General features: G+C 51.2%; 15 protein-coding genes. 1 reads left to right on the forward strand and 14 read right to left on the reverse strand.

From position 1 onward, the window contains the following. Positions 1-796: 796 nt before the first annotated feature. The 10 genes from HMPREF3027_RS07910 to HMPREF3027_RS07955 all read right to left on the reverse strand — a co-directional run bounded on the left by HMPREF3027_RS07910 (position 797) and on the right by HMPREF3027_RS07955 (position 10,590). Complete coding sequence (locus HMPREF3027_RS07910; RefSeq protein WP_021903252.1) at positions 797-1,801, reverse strand: ROK family protein; 1,005 nt, start codon at positions 1,799-1,801, stop codon at positions 797-799. Between the two features lie 14 nt (positions 1,802-1,815). Beyond that, positions 1,816-2,412 carry a nuclear transport factor 2 family protein gene (locus tag HMPREF3027_RS07915; protein ID WP_244860704.1) on the reverse strand — a complete coding sequence of 199 codons (597 nt, stop codon included), beginning with the start codon at positions 2,410-2,412 and terminating at the stop codon, positions 1,816-1,818. A 627-nt stretch (positions 2,413-3,039) separates the two neighbouring features. Continuing rightward, positions 3,040-3,861, reverse strand: coding sequence for a purine nucleoside phosphorylase I, inosine and guanosine-specific (locus tag HMPREF3027_RS07920; protein ID WP_210400693.1), 822 nt, complete (start codon positions 3,859-3,861; stop codon positions 3,040-3,042). A gap of 17 nt (positions 3,862-3,878) precedes the next feature. Next, the gene (locus HMPREF3027_RS07925; protein ID WP_070707935.1) at positions 3,879-5,159 is read right to left on the reverse strand and encodes an amidohydrolase; all 1,281 of its coding nucleotides are present in this window, start codon (positions 5,157-5,159) and stop codon (positions 3,879-3,881) included. Beyond that, the gene (locus tag HMPREF3027_RS07930) at positions 5,152-6,531 is read right to left on the reverse strand and encodes a dipeptidase (RefSeq protein WP_070707937.1); all 1,380 of its coding nucleotides are present in this window, start codon (positions 6,529-6,531) and stop codon (positions 5,152-5,154) included. The genes HMPREF3027_RS07925 and HMPREF3027_RS07930 overlap by 8 nt, the downstream gene beginning before the upstream one ends. 104 nt (positions 6,532-6,635) lie before the next feature. Beyond that, on the reverse strand, positions 6,636-7,313 hold the full coding sequence (locus tag HMPREF3027_RS07935) for an RluA family pseudouridine synthase (protein ID WP_070707939.1): 678 nt from the start codon (positions 7,311-7,313) through the stop codon (positions 6,636-6,638). Further along, entirely contained in the window at positions 7,313-7,816 is a 504-nt protein-coding gene (locus HMPREF3027_RS07940) for a dihydrofolate reductase (RefSeq protein ID WP_083317563.1), read from the reverse strand. The genes HMPREF3027_RS07935 and HMPREF3027_RS07940 overlap by 1 nt, the downstream gene beginning before the upstream one ends. Next, positions 7,813-8,607 carry a thymidylate synthase gene (locus HMPREF3027_RS07945; protein WP_070707943.1) on the reverse strand — a complete coding sequence of 265 codons (795 nt, stop codon included), beginning with the start codon at positions 8,605-8,607 and terminating at the stop codon, positions 7,813-7,815. The genes HMPREF3027_RS07940 and HMPREF3027_RS07945 overlap by 4 nt, the downstream gene beginning before the upstream one ends. Next, on the reverse strand, positions 8,604-9,635 hold the full coding sequence (gene thiL / locus HMPREF3027_RS07950; protein ID WP_070707945.1) for a thiamine-phosphate kinase: 1,032 nt from the start codon (positions 9,633-9,635) through the stop codon (positions 8,604-8,606). The genes HMPREF3027_RS07945 and thiL overlap by 4 nt, the downstream gene beginning before the upstream one ends. Before the next feature lie 7 nt (positions 9,636-9,642). Continuing rightward, positions 9,643-10,590, reverse strand: a complete 948-nt coding sequence (locus HMPREF3027_RS07955) for an HU domain-containing protein (RefSeq protein WP_070707947.1) — start codon at positions 10,588-10,590, stop codon at positions 9,643-9,645. Between the two features lie 164 nt (positions 10,591-10,754). Here HMPREF3027_RS07955 and HMPREF3027_RS07960 point away from each other — a divergent pair, with 164 nt between their 5' ends. Continuing rightward, positions 10,755-11,258, forward strand: coding sequence for a hypothetical protein (locus tag HMPREF3027_RS07960; RefSeq protein WP_018027499.1), 504 nt, complete (start codon positions 10,755-10,757; stop codon positions 11,256-11,258). A gap of 259 nt (positions 11,259-11,517) precedes the next feature. On the opposite strand, the gene HMPREF3027_RS07965 is transcribed toward HMPREF3027_RS07960, so the two are convergent. From HMPREF3027_RS07965 to HMPREF3027_RS07980, 4 genes are read right to left on the reverse strand one after another with little or no spacing between them, the layout of a single operon-like run. Then, the gene (locus HMPREF3027_RS07965) at positions 11,518-12,531 is read right to left on the reverse strand and encodes a S24 family peptidase (RefSeq protein WP_021903262.1); all 1,014 of its coding nucleotides are present in this window, start codon (positions 12,529-12,531) and stop codon (positions 11,518-11,520) included. A 12-nt stretch (positions 12,532-12,543) separates the two neighbouring features. Then, the gene (locus HMPREF3027_RS07970) at positions 12,544-12,921 is read right to left on the reverse strand and encodes a VOC family protein (RefSeq protein ID WP_026161600.1); all 378 of its coding nucleotides are present in this window, start codon (positions 12,919-12,921) and stop codon (positions 12,544-12,546) included. Positions 12,922-12,939: 18 nt separating this feature from the next. Further along, positions 12,940-13,431: an alanyl-tRNA editing protein gene (locus HMPREF3027_RS07975; protein WP_070707949.1), complete on the reverse strand. Its 492-nt coding sequence runs from the start codon at positions 13,429-13,431 to the stop codon at positions 12,940-12,942. 14 nt (positions 13,432-13,445) lie between these two features. Further along, a complete protein-coding gene (locus tag HMPREF3027_RS07980; protein WP_018027495.1) occupies positions 13,446-14,339 on the reverse strand; it encodes a hypothetical protein in 894 nt (297 codons plus the stop codon). Positions 14,340-14,344 lie beyond the last annotated feature (5 nt).

Consider the following 14,344-nt stretch of genomic DNA (forward strand, 5'->3'; position numbering starts at 1 on the left):
CCCTCCGACCTGTGCCTATTTAACACGGACCTCTACCGAGGTCCTATGGATCCTAGCCACCGCGTCAGAGGGGGCAAAGCCCCCGAACGACTGGGGGATTAATGGTTGTTTTTTCCTCTCCCCCCCTCCCTCCCACCTCTACGACGTCTCCTCGCGGAAGGTCGGACAACTCAATGTGTCTACTCTTTCAGGAATAGAGGAGGCTGAGTGTCTACACTTTTAGGAATGCGATGATATGCCGACCCCATATTCCGCATAGGGGGCGGAAAGCATTCCGTATGCGTGCGGAACGTATTCCGTAGCGCTGCGGAATCCATTCCGCACGCATACGGAATATAGGGTTGATACAAGAAGAGACTGTTGCACGAAGGCGATCTGCGGCGTTGCTTTCGGGATTCGGGCTCGGTCACGTACGTGAGTACGCTCCCAGTGCCCTAGTTGGGCCTTGGTGCCTTACGGCACCTTGCCCTCACCCTCAGGCCTTGCATCTCATCCTTCGTTCAAAGTCTCAGCACATTTGAAGCAAATGTGCGAGAATGGCACTTCGTGCAAACATTCTCAAGAACCGATTGTGGAAGAAACGAATGGCACCACTTAGGGTAGGAGCGTCGGTCGAGATGCTTTCCCCTTTTTTCGAGACAGGGTCTCGGCCAGTGCTTTAATAGTGTTTTGTATTTCAGTGGATTACAACTTGTCGTTATGGGTCATATCTAGGGTGATGACTCTTGGGTTGAAACAAAAAATCACCTAGAGGGGAGCCCCTAGGTGATTTCAAGATGTATTGGTGAGGTTTTGGTTACTCTGTAAGCAGAGTGAGTAGCTTGCGGTCGGCCTCCCAGCCTAGTGCACTAGCACCGAGGACTGCGGCATCGCTCTCTTTGAGTTCGCTCACGAGGATCTTCACCTTGTCTTTGTAGATATTGAGGAGGTTTTGCTCCATGTGTCGCTTCACTGGCTCTAGTAGGATATTGCCAGCTTTGGTTAGTCCTCCAAAGAGGATTATTGCCTCTGGACTGGTGTAAGCTACGGAGTCGGCGAGTGCTTCGCCTAGGATGGCTCCAGTCGTCTCGAATACATCAAGTGCTAGCTTATCGCCTTGCACTGCAGCATCGTAGACATCCTTTGAGGTTATCTCATCGATATTGAATGTGCGAAGGAGACTATCATCTTCACGAGCGGTGAGGAACTCCTTGGCGGTGCGTGCTACACCTGTAGCGGAGCAGTAGGTCTCAAGGCAACCAAAGCGACCGCAACCACAAGAGCGCCCGTTGCGACGGATAATGGTGTGTCCGATCTCGCCGGCAAAACCATCGTGACCGTAGACGAGCTTTCCACCCACTACGATACCACTCCCTAGCCCTGTGCCGAGGGTGATCTCGATGAAGTCTTTCATACCACGAGCAGCTCCATAGGTCATCTCTCCGATAGCGGCAGCATTGGCATCATTGGTGAGTGCCACAGGGATGCCATTGAGTGCTTCGCTAAGGAGGAAGGCCATAGGGATGCGACCCTTCCAAAGGAGGTTGGGTGCAAAGTCAATGGAGCCGGTAAAGAAGTTGCCATTTGGGGCACCTACGCCTACACCATGGATCTGGTCGATTCCCCCTGCGTCATTTGCAAGGTCGGTGATGGCATCTGCCAATTCCTTGATATAATCCTCTACTTTGATATGATTGGTACTCTTGATCTTATCGCTTCTGATAATGGTACCTCTCGCATCTACAATGCCGAAAACGGTATTGGTACCCCCCACGTCTACCCCTACTACATAGGGCTTGTTGTCGCTTGTTACGATTGCCATGAATTATCTATTTATCAATTGTTTTGTACATACACTGACTTTACCATACGGGAATTGACCTGATTGGCAAGGTCTAGAAATACCCTCCACTCATCGCCTTCGCGCTTTAGCTTGAGACTTCTGTCGTAGCTACGAGTGGGCACGCCATCTTTCTTCACAGACTCCTTGATCTTATTCTGGATCTCCTCGGGTAGATCTTTGAGTCGGTGACTCTTCATTGAGAGGATGGTCTTGGCATCTTCTAGTGAGAGGTTGCCAATCTTCTCTAGGTCGGGCAGGTAGATGAAGTAGGTGACAGTGGCGGTTTCGCCATTAACGCTACTGGTAAACTTATCTACCTTGATGGACTCCTTCACCTCGGGAATCAATTCGATGGCATCTGCAAGCTCATCTGGGATGGTGTAAAAATGCTTGAAGTTTTCGAGCGTCATCGCATCTTTATCCTCCTGTGTGAGTAGGTCGTAAAACTGCTCGAGGTCGCCATTGAGCTCTGCTTTCACGGCCTCTTCGGCCACTTCCTTAGGGTCTTTTCCACCACACGAAGTGAGGGTAGCAAGCAATAGACCTATGAGCATTGCCACGCTAATGGATGAATAAAATCTTTTTGCCATAATCATCAATTTAATGTATTCGATTGTCGTACAGAGGGACCCCGTGGGGGCTGCCTCGCTATTTTACCGCAAGTTACAATTATTTTACGAATTGGGCAAAGGATTAGCCCATTCTTTGATTATTTGTACCTGTCCAAAAATAGTTTTGGGTGTTAGGATTGATAAATGTCAGTCATAACCCTAAATGGACTGCCAAAATGAATATAACGCACGAAATATCGCCTGTTTGCTTTCATTTTGTTACTATGGAAATCTTTTAACATAAAAAGAGAGGAGAATAGTTGCAAGTATCAAAAATAATGCCTACCTTTGCACTGTGGTTTTTTCATAATAGTATTAGATTATAGGTTTGAGATTGAGGGTGTCGTGAGACACTCTTTTTCTATTTCGGGGGAAGGAGTTCAAAGGGAAAGGGGCTATATCCAGCTGGATATAGCCCCTTTTCGACTTTGCACGAAGGCGATCTGCGGCGTTGCTTTCGGAATTCGGGCTCGGTCACGTACGTGTGTACGCTCCCTTTGCCCTAGTTGGGCCTTGGTGCCTTACGGCACCTTGCCCTCACCCTCAGGCCTTGCATCTCATCCTTCGTGCAAAGCCCCTTTTTTATTGGGAAGCTACTCTAAATTATTAATAGAGTGACTTGATAAGCTCTGTGAATAGACGGCCCATCTTCTCAGAGGCGGCATTGGCGGCACGTATCACATCGTCGCCATCGTTGACGAAGTCATCTGTGAAGTGGTACCCTTCGTTGGTGATTACCGACATACCAAAGACGCGGATATCGCAGTGGCGAGCCACAATCACCTCTGGCACGGTGCTCATACCGATTGCGGTACCTCCGATGATGCCTAGGTACTTGTACTCCGCTGGAGTCTCGTAGCTAGGGCCTGTCCAACCGACATAGACGCCCTTATGAAGCGGGATATTGAGTTGGCGACCAATCTCCTCTGCCTTGGCAATCAGTGGGCGGTCGTAAGCTCGTGTCATATCGGGGAAGCGAGGGCCAAACTCCTCCATATTCTTACCAATGAGCGGATTAGGGAGCATATTGATATGGTCTCTAATGATCATCAGATCTCCCACCTTGTACTGGTCGCAGATGCCCCCGGCGGCATTGGAGACGAATAGGTACTCTATGCCGAGGAGCTTAAAGACGCGTACGTGGAAGGTCACCTTCTCCATTGGGTAGCCTTCATAGTAGTGGAAGCGTCCCTGCATGGCGATCACTGGGCTACCATCGAGTTTGCCCACGATGAGGTTGCCTTTGTGCCCTAGTGCCGTAGACTTAGGGAAGTTGGGGATATCGGTATAAGGGATCACGCGAGCCTCTTCTATCTTATCGGCCAATTGACCCAAGCCAGAGCCTAGGGTAATCGCCACCTTGGTCTCTTGTGGGATCAGCGGTCTTAGGTAGTCCGCTGCTTCTTGATATTGCTTGTACTCTACCATAATTGTATCAATTTCTATCACTTTTGTTTCTTACTTCTCTCAAATAGGTCGCGGGCTACGGTGCGAGCTTCGGACATAATCGCCTCCTCGCCTGGTACGTGGCGACCACGCATCAGCACCCGACCATCAACGATAAGGGTATCCACCGCACTACCGTTGGCCGAATAGACCGCATTGCTCACCAGGTTGTGGCAAGGGGTCATCTCGGGAATATCTAGTTGCAACAGGGCAAGGTCGGCAAGTCGTCCCACCTCAATCCGCCCTGCGGGGATACGGAGAATCTCCGCACCTGCAAAGGTGGCTGCCTTGAAAACCTCTCCCGCCTTGGCACTGGTTGGATCTCCCGACCAAGCTTTAGCGAGGAACGAGGTGAGTTTCATGGCGGTAAACATATCTAGGTTGTTGGAACTAGAAGTGCCGTCGGTACCAATACCCACGCGGATACCCTTTTGCCACATCTCCTCGATCTTGAAGCGGTAACCACTCGCCAACTTCATATTAGAAGCGGGGTTGTGGACACACGCCACACCATGGTCGGCGAGGATCTGAAGCTCCTCGCTATCCATCCAAAGCGAGTGGGCGAGGACCAGATTAGGAGAGAGCACTCCTAGCTGTTGCAGGTACCTCACAGGGGTGGTGCCGTGCTCCTTTACGCACTCCTTCACCTCGCCCTCCGTCTCGGAGAGGTGTAGGTGTACGAGTAGATCATTGGCCTTGGCGAAGTCGTGGGTGTACTGTAGCATCGGACCAGTCACCGTGTAGATGGCGTGCGGACCAATCGAGAGCTGCACACGGTCGGAGTAGCGCTCAAATTCCTTTAGATATCGCTCCATATTCCGCTTGTCCAGCTCTGCCCGTTCCTTATCCCCTCTATCGAATACCGTGTAGGAGACATTGGCCCTCAGCCCCATTTCCTCTACCGCTCTTGCGGTGCCGTGAGGAAAGGAGTACATATCTAGGAAAGCGGTGGTGCCACTCTTGATCATCTCGAGGCAAGCGAGCTTGGTGCCGACATAGACATCCTCCTCGGTCATATGTGCCTCCACTGGCCAAATCATATTATTGAGCCAATCCATCAGGCGTAGGTCATCGCCATACCCACGGAAAAAGGTCATCGCCGCATGCGTGTGGCAATTGATCAAACCAGGGATCACCGCCATACGAGAGGCATCAATCACCTCAGCCCCAGCCTCCATTCCTTGGAGGTCGCCGATGGCTACTATCTTATTGCCCTCAATAAGAATATCCCTCCGCACCCCATCAGGGTGCAGAGGATTTTTAATAAATAGCTTACTCATTGTGTCCGTATCTTGCGTAGAATTCAGCCACGGTACGGATACCGATATGGAAGTTGTAGAGAGGGAAGTTTTCATTTGGTGAGTGGATAGCATCGCTGCCAAGTCCAAAGCCCATCAAGATACTCTTCACTCCTAGCACTCGCTCGAAGGTAGCGATGATTGGAATACTTCCACCCGAGCGAACGGCTAGTGGCTTCTTGCCGAAAGTAGCCTCATAAGCCTCCTCAGCCACCTTGTAGATAGGTAGGTCACTTGGGCATAGGTATGGGGTACCACCGTGTAGATACTCCACCTTTACATCTACATGATCGGGAGTTAGCTTATGAACATAGTCGATAAAGGCTTGTGCAATCTTCTTCTCATCTTGATTTGCTACCAGACGGGTAGAGACCTTAGCAAAAGCCTTGCTAGGAAGGATGGTCTTGGCACCTTCGCCTTGATATCCACCCCAGATGCCACAAAGGTCAAAGCTAGGACGGCTACCAGTACGCTCTAGGGTATGGTATCCCTCCTCGCCATATAGCTCCTTCACCTTTATCCCGGCCTTGTAAGCTGCTTCGTCAAATGGGATTCTCTTAGTCATCTCCCTATCGGCCTCGGTCAGCTCTACCACATCATCGTAGAAGCCAGGGATAGTGATACGTCCCTTTTCATCCTGCATCTTAGCGATCAGCTTGCACAACTCATTGAGAGGATTACCTACGGCACCGCCATAGATACCCGAGTGGAGGTCGTGGCTAGGCCCCGTCATCTCTATCTGCCAGTAGCAAAGGCCACGCAGACCGGTAGTCATTGATGGGTTCTCAACACTCAGCATACCGGTATCGCTCACAAGGATATGGTCGCTCTTCAATAGCTCCTTATGCTCTTGGCAGAAGGCCTCAAGGCTAGGCGAACCGATCTCCTCCTCGCCCTCTAGCATCACCTTCACGTTGCAGCGAAGTAGATCCAGCTTAATAGCTGTTTCTAATCCCTTTACCTGGCACATTGTCTGCCCCTTATCATCATCAGCCCCACGAGCATAGATGATACCATCGCGTACCTCAGGCTCAAAAGCCTCCGACTTCCAGAGCTCTAGTGGCTCGGGTGGCATCACATCGTAGTGGCCATATACCAGCACGGTAGGGAAGGAGGGGTCGAGTAGCTTCTCGGCATACACCACAGGGTTGCCCTTAGTAGGCATCACCTCCGCCTTGTCCATACCACTCTTCAGCAGTAGGTCGCGCCAATGCTCGGCACAGCGAATCATATCAGGCTTGTGCTTGCTCTGCGAACTTACCGATGGGATACGAATGAGCTCAAATAGCTCCTCTAGGAATCTCCCTTTATTCTCCTCTACAAATTGATCAATCTTCGGATTGGATTTACTCATAGTAAATGGTCTCTCTTTAGTTTGGTTATTAAAATACTATCTACCTCAAAGATACCTATTTTCTGCCAAACTTTAGCCACCTCGCCGAAACAAGAAGGGGGTGACTACTTGAAGTAGCCCCAAAGCGGATCGTCGGTGGGGTAGGGAGCCACCACAGAGATTGCTTCGCCAGAGACGGGGTGTGTGAAGCTCACCTCTCTAGCGTGAAGCGAGATCGATCCGTCGGGATTACTCCGCTTGGCACCATACTTCAGGTCGCCCCGAATGGTGCATCCGATGCCACTGAGCTGAGCACGTATCTGATGATGTCGCCCCGTCTCTAGTCGTACTTCGAGGAGCGTATATCGATCGCTCTCGCCAATCACTCGATAGTGCAGGCGTGCCTCCTTGGCACCCTTGGTGCCAGTGGCAACGATATAAGACTTATTTTGCTTAGGATTCTTCTTGAGCCAATGCACCAGCGTCCCCTCTGGTGCTTTTGGGGGTTGTTCCACAATGGCGTGGTACACCTTCTCCACCTTGTCGTCGTGAAAGAGCCGATTCATTCTGGAGAGCGCCTTGGAGGTTTTGGCAAAGACCACCACTCCGCTCACTGGCCGATCGAGACGGTGAACCACTCCGAGGAAGACATTTCCTGGCTTTTGGTACTTCTCCTTGAGGTATTGCTTCACCTTTTCAGGCAAAGGGACGTCGCCCGTGCTATCGCCCTGAGTGATCTCCCCTGCTCGTTTGCTAATAATGATCAGGTGGTTATCCTCGTAAAGCACCTCAAATGCTGCCATTATGCTTTTCGCTTCCAGGTGGTAAAGGAGTAGGGGAAAGCGTTGCGCTCATCCGCCTCATGGGGCTCATTTTGAGTGCACTCCCAAAGGTCAATGTCAATGTCGGGAAAGAAAGTATCTGCCTCTGGCCACTGGTGATGAACCAGCGTCACATGTAGCTGATCGGCTAAAGCCATCCCCTGTCGATACAGCTCCCCTCCGCCGATAAGGAAGAGCTTCTCCCCCTCCGCTACCTCCATCGCCTCCTCTAGGCTATGAACTACCTCCGCTCCCTCTGCGTGGTAAGCCGTATTGCGGGTGACCACAATATTTTGTCGCCCTGGAAGTGCCCCCTTAGGGAGACTCTCAAAAGTCTTGCGTCCCATCACAATCGGATAGCCCATAGTGGTCTCCTTGAAGTGACGCAGATCGGCAGGGAGTTGCCGTCCCCATGGCATATCGCCCTTCAGTCCTATCGCCCCGTTATCCGCAATAGCGACAATAATGTGTAGCTCTGATTTCATACCGATACCTCCGCTTTGATGTGTGGATGAGGGTCGTAGCCCACGAGTTCGAAATCCTCAAACCTAAAGTCGTCAATCGACGACACCTCTCGCACAATATTCATCTTCGGCAAAGCTCGAGGCTCCCGACCCAATTGTATCCGTGCCTGCTCTAGGTGGTTGAGATAAAGGTGGGCATCACCAAGGGTGTGGACAAAGGTGCCCGGTTTTAGCCCCGTAACCTTCGCCACCATCATTAATAGCAAGGCGTAGCTGGCAATGTTGAAAGGGACACCGAGGAAAACATCGGCACTACGCTGATAGAGTTGCAGGCTGAGGCACCCCTCCGCTACGTAAAACTGAAAGAGTAGGTGGCAAGGAGGTAAATGCATCTCCTGCAGCTGCCCCACATTCCACGCACTCACGATGATCCGTCGGCTATCGGGATGATTCTTGATCGTCTCAATAGCCTCTGCCAGCTGGTCGTGCTCCTGCCCTTTGGCATCACGCCAATGCCGCCACTGTGCCCCATAAATCGGACCGAGATCGCCCGCTTCATCGGCCCACTCATTCCATATCCGCACCCCGTGCTCCTGTAAGTAGTGGACATTGGTATCGCCCTTGATGAACCACAAGAGTTCGTAGATGATGCTCTTCAAGTGTAGCTTCTTCGTGGTAAGTAGAGGGAAGCCCTCCGAGAGGTCAAACCGCATCTGATACCCAAATAGGCTCTTAGTACCAGTGCCAGTACGGTCGCTCTTCTCCACCCCTTCGTCGAGGATCTTCCTCAGTAGCTCTTGGTATTGTTTCATTTGTCCTCCTCCTCTCTATGATATCCTTGTGCCACAATTGTCGTTTCGCTACCTCCCGAGGAGACTAGTCGCACGCCATCCTCTGCTTCGGTGATAAAACCGATCTGCCGAACATCCTCCATTGCATCTACCAGATCCTTTAGTCCGAGTGGAATGGTAAAGAGTAGCTCAAAGTCGTCTCCGCCATTCATCCCTACTAAGGTGGGCGAAAGCCCCAGCTCGTCTGCCATACCCACTGTCTCGTGGTCTATCGGAATCGCTTTTTCATAGATGCGAGCTCCTACACCCGAGGCGTGGCAGAGCTGAAGTAGGTCGCTCGCCAGACCGTCACGAACGCTGATCATCGCCGTCGGTTTGATGCCAGTCGCCTGTAACTGCCTTAAGATATCTAGCCGAGCAATCGGCTTCATCTGTCTCTGAAGAATGTATTCGCGACCGTCAAACTGGGGCGCGAAGTCGGCTGTTCCATCGAAAGCCACCTTTTCCCTAATCAATAGCTGCAACCCCATGTAGGCGGCTCCTACATTGCCTGTAAGGCAAAGAAGGTCATTTTTCTTAGCACCACTTCGGCGTAGCTCCTCCCCAATGGCCACACTGCCGAGTGCCGTCACCGCAATGGTGAGGCCTGTGTACGAACTGCTCACTTCTAGTCCTACCAAGTCAATATTATATAGTGCCAAAGCATCCTTCACTCCAAGCATCAAGACATCTACATCCTCTACCTTGAATCGCTGTGAAAGGCCAAGGGATAGCGTTAGTTGTCGTGGCGTTCCACCCATGCCAATGATTTCTGCCACGGCCGAGGTGACTGCTTTAAAGCCTAAGTATTGAAGGGGAAAGTAGACGAGGTCGAAGTGGATGCCCTCTAGTAGCAATTGGCTCGCCACCAATTGTTGCTCTCCCGAGGTGGGGGCTACCAATGCGGCATCGTCCGTTAACCCAAGTAGCGTAGAGGCGTGGTGGGTCTCCTCCAGCCCCTCAATGATATGGTCGCGGAGTCCAAAGGCTCCCAACTTGCTGATCTCCATAGGTCAATTATTGCTTATGGATCCAAGCGGTGCTAAATGCCTCCTCCTTCGTTAGTTCACGGAGATAGGTTTGTGCCTCCTCGCTTGTCTCAAAGCTAGCGGCATAGAAGCGGTGTAGCCCTCGGCTAGAAACCAAAACACCCCCCTCATCGGCAAAGCGAAGGTAGTTGCTATTTTCATTGATAAACTTATGAGCCATGGTCTCATTTGGAAGCGTTGCCACCACCACATAGTAGCGACCTGGCTGCTCGCTCCCCTCCGTGATGCGGAAGCCTTCAAAGGTAGGTACTTGTACCTCATCCATCACTGGTGTGGGCTCCTCCTTCTGCTCCGCCACCTGCTCGGTGAGGAAGCCAGCTTGGTATTGCGTTACGTTGTTAGGTGATTGTAGCTTTTGATTGGGAATGAAGATCGCTGCCGCCACCATAGCAGCAGCAACTGAGCCATAACCTAGGCTTCTGAGATTGATAGGTAGGTAGTAGATGTGCCCCTTGAGCCCAGCCCGCCGCTCTGCCACTTTGGAGGTCGCTTTGGGGCGAGGTAGCATCGCTACTGGGCGTAGACCGTAGTAGTCAATGGAGAAGGGGTGGTGTGGATTGGGGATAAAGGTGAGATTCATCTCCCCTTTTGACTGTACCAACTTGCCCACTTCGCCGATCTCCACTACTCCGCTAGAGAGTAGTTGGGCTCGGAGCTCCTCAATGTCCTTCTCCATAATAGAGAGGGAGCGGCGATAGCCAAAGGAAAAGGCATCGCTGTAGCTCTTCACCAGCACCCCATCATTATCCTTCAGTGCTGCATTGAAGGAGATGCGACAGCGCCCTGGATAGATTAGTCCCTTCTGCTCATCTGCCACTGCTGGCTCGTGATGCACCAAAAAACCACCGATCCCTGGTACCACTACGCACTCCTCAGTGTAGAGAAGTTGCTCTATTTGCCTCGTTAGTCGTCTCATAATTCTACCTTATAATTCATTCTCCTATCACACAAAGATACCTATTTTTCCATAAACCGATAGTGGCGGTTGAAGGAAAACAAGGGAAAGATCTACCAATTTTCAAGAAAAAGAGTACCTTTGTGGTAGATAATAGTATCAGATAAACTAATAAATTAAATGTTATGAAGAGAAAATTAGCCCTCGCAGTAATGGCTGTCGTAGCTCTATTTGGTCTACAAGCCAATGCTCAGAATGTAATGCAAAAAGGCACTAGCATCGTATCTGGTAGCCTTGGTATCACTAGCAGTTCGCTCCCTATCTACGCCTCTTACGACTATGGTGTGGTAGATAATCTATTCCAAAGCCCTGATGCTGCCCTCTCTGTAGGTGCCCTCGGTGGTGTGGTCCTAGGCAAGCATACTCTAGGGTATGTCGTTGGCCCTCGTGTAGCGATGCACTACCACTTTATCCCTGAGCTAGATACCTACTTCTCCTTGATGCTTGGTGCCTACGGTTACCACTACAAAGACAAGAAAGAAGGGGTGGATATTAATAAGTGGACACACGACTTTGACTGGGGTACTCACATTGGTGCTCGCTACTTCTTTACCCCAACGGTGGGTATGTTCCTTGAGCTAGGATATGGATATTCTTATGCCAATGTAGGTCTCTCCTTTAAGCTCTAATCTTTAGAGAGCACTCTGTAAACAAAAATAGGCCGAAGGGGCAATCGCCCTTTCGGCCTATGTGTTTATGAATGGTACCTGTATAAGGGAGCAAAAGTGGAGTTGCAACTAAGCGATCGGCGAGTTGCAACTAAGCAAATGACGAGATGCAACTAACCAATTGCTTAGTTGCATCTCAATTTTTGCCTTGGTAGGGAGTTGGTTATCAGTTGGTTATAAGGGGGCTGAAAACCACCTGTATTGGAGGTGGATTTGGGTGTTAGTACTTCATGGAGCGGCTGACCAGTTCCACTACGTTGTATACCCCTATGATGTCTTTTAGGTGAAGCACGATGTCGGGATATTCGGGGTTGAGGCTATGGCAGGTGATGGTGTCATTTTCGAGGTCTTGGTCGATTACTTTTTTGATGATGATGCCCTCGGAGTAGGTGGCAAAGACAAAGTAGTACCAGTTCTTACGGTGTAGACCTAGTGACCAATACTCCCGTGCCACTTCGCGACAAAGTACCTTATCCCCATCGCAAAGGGCATTGGTGGTGCCGTCGTCCATAGAGGCACCTCGGACGGTGAAAATATAGTAGCGACCTTTGTACCTGCGATCGACTGGGACGGAAAGGGTCTGCAACCCTTCAGGATCGGGGTCTCCGTATCCCGTAAGTCGCCCAGCCACTGCGGCATCAGGTATGATGGGGAAGCTCATCATCTCCGCCACTTTGTAGGGCGTTGCACTCTCTACCCCAGGCTCTTGTAGTGGCTTGATATAGACTTCCCCTCGCCCCCACAGAAGCCATTCCCTGCCATATTGTGGAAAGCGCTCGTAGATGAGCTGCATGGTATTGTTGCTGGGCCGTGTCTTATTTTGCAAAGCTCTATAGATAGTGCTAGGGTGGGTGAGACCAATCTCCTTTGCAAAGTCTTGCACGCTGTATCCCTCCTGCTCTACCACGTAAGCGACACGTTTCCAGCGGGCACCACTTGCCTCATCAGGATCCACCTCTAGCTTGGTCCTCATATTGCCGGTACCATCGTAGAGCCAGTCGCTTGAGTACTCCTTTCCATAGACCTCCAAAAAGCGGTCTAGGAAGCGATGCGACAGGTACTCCGAAGCAAGGCTAAAGGCTCCTCGCACGGTGGAGATATTCATCTCCAACTTCTCCGAAAGATCGGCATAGTTTTCAATCAGATCCCTGCTGACTAGGCTCTCGTATATCTTGAGGAGCCGACGCTTGATCTGTAGCTTGTGCTTGGGGTCGATGGGTGGTTTCTGTGCCATAGAGCTGAGTGGTTACTTGAGTGGAAGTACCTCAATCCAATACCCATCTGGGTCTTGGATAAAGTAAAGACCCATCTCGTGATTTTCGAAGCAGATACAGCCCATCTCGCGGTGATACTCTCGCCATTGGTCGTAGTCGCCCTCTACGCGAAGGCAGAGGTGATACTCGAGGTCGCCAAGATTGTAGGGCTCCTTGCGGTCGCGTAGCCAAGTGAGCTCTAGTGTAAAGCTGGTGGTGCCGTCACCGAGGTATACTAGGATAAAGGAACCGTCGGAGGCTTCCTTTCTCCTCACCTCCTTTAGGCCAAGTGCTTGCTCATAAAAGCGGAGGCTCTTCTCGAGGTCAAAGACATTGAAGTTGAAGTGATCGAATCGGCTCTTTAGCTCTATCATATTATCTGTGTTTATTTATTCATCAAATGTGGGATCGCTCTCGTAAAGGCGGTAGCGGATACGCCACCTGGCGCGCTCAGGGTCGTAGGCATTGGAGTAGATCTCTACCCGCCCTATCTGCTGGGTATGTGCCACATGGCTACCGATGCAGAGGCAGGTATCGTAATCGCCCACCTGTACGATGCGTACCGCCTCCGAGGAGTCGTGGGGGATGCGACTAAGGTCTACATCGTACTGCTCCGCCTCTTGGCGTGTGGTGGTGAGGTAGGTGACGGGTAGGTCTTGTAGGATGATCCTATTTACCTCCTCCTCGAGTAGCTGCGCCTCCTTATCGCCCATTGGTTGGGTGGTGTGGAAGTCTAGTCGCGACTTCTTGCGCTCCACATGGGCATTGATGCTCCGCCCGGTATCAAAGAGACGGCACATCGCCTGATTGATGATGTGCTCGGCGGTGTGCATCGGTGGGTATTCCTCCTTATTGTGGCTATTGTATTGTGGGTCTGGCATAGCTGGTAGAGTCCTTAGAGTGCAAAGGTAAATCGACCGATGATGTAGCCATCGGCAAAGATCTCTACACGATAGTTGCCCTCCACTAGATATTCCTCTATATCCCAGTACATAGTGAGGGTCGTTGCCTCGCCACCATACTCCACCTGTCGCTTGATAGAGTAGGGTACTTTGCCCCCTTCAAAATTGAAGTGACCGCTCTCGGCGGGCTTCTGTAGAAGTACCTCGTCGGGGGTGATGATACGCATATAGATGTCGCGGAAGCCTGGTTCGGCGGTGACATTCTTATCAATCGTAAAGCGGAATTCTAGCTGACGCATCTGCTGGATACGCTTGGTCTCCCGCCCTCTTGAATTGAGGCGCCGTACATTGAAGCTAGAGACAGAGAGCTTGCTGGCAAGGGTCACCTGCTCGGTTAGCTTCGCCTTTTCCTCCCGTAGCTGTGTCCGCTCGGAGGTCACTTGGCTTATCTGTCGCTTCACCTCTTGATTCTCTGTGCGGAGCTCGGCATTGGCTCTATTGAGGGAGTCAATCTGCACCACATAGTGCCTGAGTACTTTGCGGAGCGTCTCTAGCTCACGGCGTAGCTCCGAGATCCGTGCTGCGTTGGTACTCTTCACTGTCCGTAGCTCCTCCATCAAGCGTTGTACCTTGGCCTGCTCCGACTCTAGCTGGTGGAGGATGGAGTCGTTGCTCACCTCTATCTTGAAGCCCTCGTACTGAAGTGCCACCTCGTTGTATTGCTCTTGTAGCTCTTGCTTCTCGATCTCAGCGATATTCTGAATGTCGGTGAGTTGGCGACGCTGGCGAAGGATGGTGTAGATGCCACCCGCTATCAGGAGTGCCAGTAGGATAGCCCCTACGATAATGAGTGCTTTCTTCTTGCGTTTTGCTTCTTCTGTAGACATACTAT

The organism is Porphyromonas sp. HMSC077F02 (assembly GCF_001815465.1).
GTDB lineage: Bacteria > Bacteroidota > Bacteroidia > Bacteroidales > Porphyromonadaceae > Porphyromonas_A > Porphyromonas_A somerae.

Bases quoted from the DNA above. Each gene is read 5' to 3' on its own strand.
- HMPREF3027_RS07965 (WP_021903262.1), bottom strand. From the start codon at position 12,531: ATGGCACAGAAACCACCCATCGACCCCAAGCACAAGCTACAGATCAAG.
- HMPREF3027_RS07935 (WP_070707939.1), bottom strand. From the start codon at position 7,313: ATGGCAGCATTTGAGGTGCTTTACGAGGATAACCACCTGATCATTATT.
- HMPREF3027_RS07975 (WP_070707949.1), bottom strand. From the start codon at position 13,431: ATGCCAGACCCACAATACAATAGCCACAATAAGGAGGAATACCCACCG.
- HMPREF3027_RS07915 (WP_244860704.1), bottom strand. From the start codon at position 2,412: ATGGCAAAAAGATTTTATTCATCCATTAGCGTGGCAATGCTCATAGGT.
- HMPREF3027_RS07955 (WP_070707947.1), bottom strand. From the start codon at position 10,590: ATGAGACGACTAACGAGGCAAATAGAGCAACTTCTCTACACTGAGGAG.
- HMPREF3027_RS07940 (WP_083317563.1), bottom strand. From the start codon at position 7,816: ATGAAATCAGAGCTACACATTATTGTCGCTATTGCGGATAACGGGGCG.
- HMPREF3027_RS07920 (WP_210400693.1), bottom strand. From the start codon at position 3,861: ATGGTAGAGTACAAGCAATATCAAGAAGCAGCGGACTACCTAAGACCG.
- HMPREF3027_RS07930 (WP_070707937.1), bottom strand. From the start codon at position 6,531: ATGAGTAAATCCAATCCGAAGATTGATCAATTTGTAGAGGAGAATAAA.
- HMPREF3027_RS07945 (WP_070707943.1), bottom strand. From the start codon at position 8,607: ATGAAACAATACCAAGAGCTACTGAGGAAGATCCTCGACGAAGGGGTG.
- HMPREF3027_RS07960 (WP_018027499.1), top strand. From the start codon at position 10,755: ATGAAGAGAAAATTAGCCCTCGCAGTAATGGCTGTCGTAGCTCTATTT.
- HMPREF3027_RS07980 (WP_018027495.1), bottom strand. From the start codon at position 14,339: ATGTCTACAGAAGAAGCAAAACGCAAGAAGAAAGCACTCATTATCGTA.
- HMPREF3027_RS07910 (WP_021903252.1), bottom strand. From the start codon at position 1,801: ATGGCAATCGTAACAAGCGACAACAAGCCCTATGTAGTAGGGGTAGAC.
- HMPREF3027_RS07925 (WP_070707935.1), bottom strand. From the start codon at position 5,159: ATGAGTAAGCTATTTATTAAAAATCCTCTGCACCCTGATGGGGTGCGG.
- thiL (WP_070707945.1), bottom strand. From the start codon at position 9,635: ATGGAGATCAGCAAGTTGGGAGCCTTTGGACTCCGCGACCATATCATT.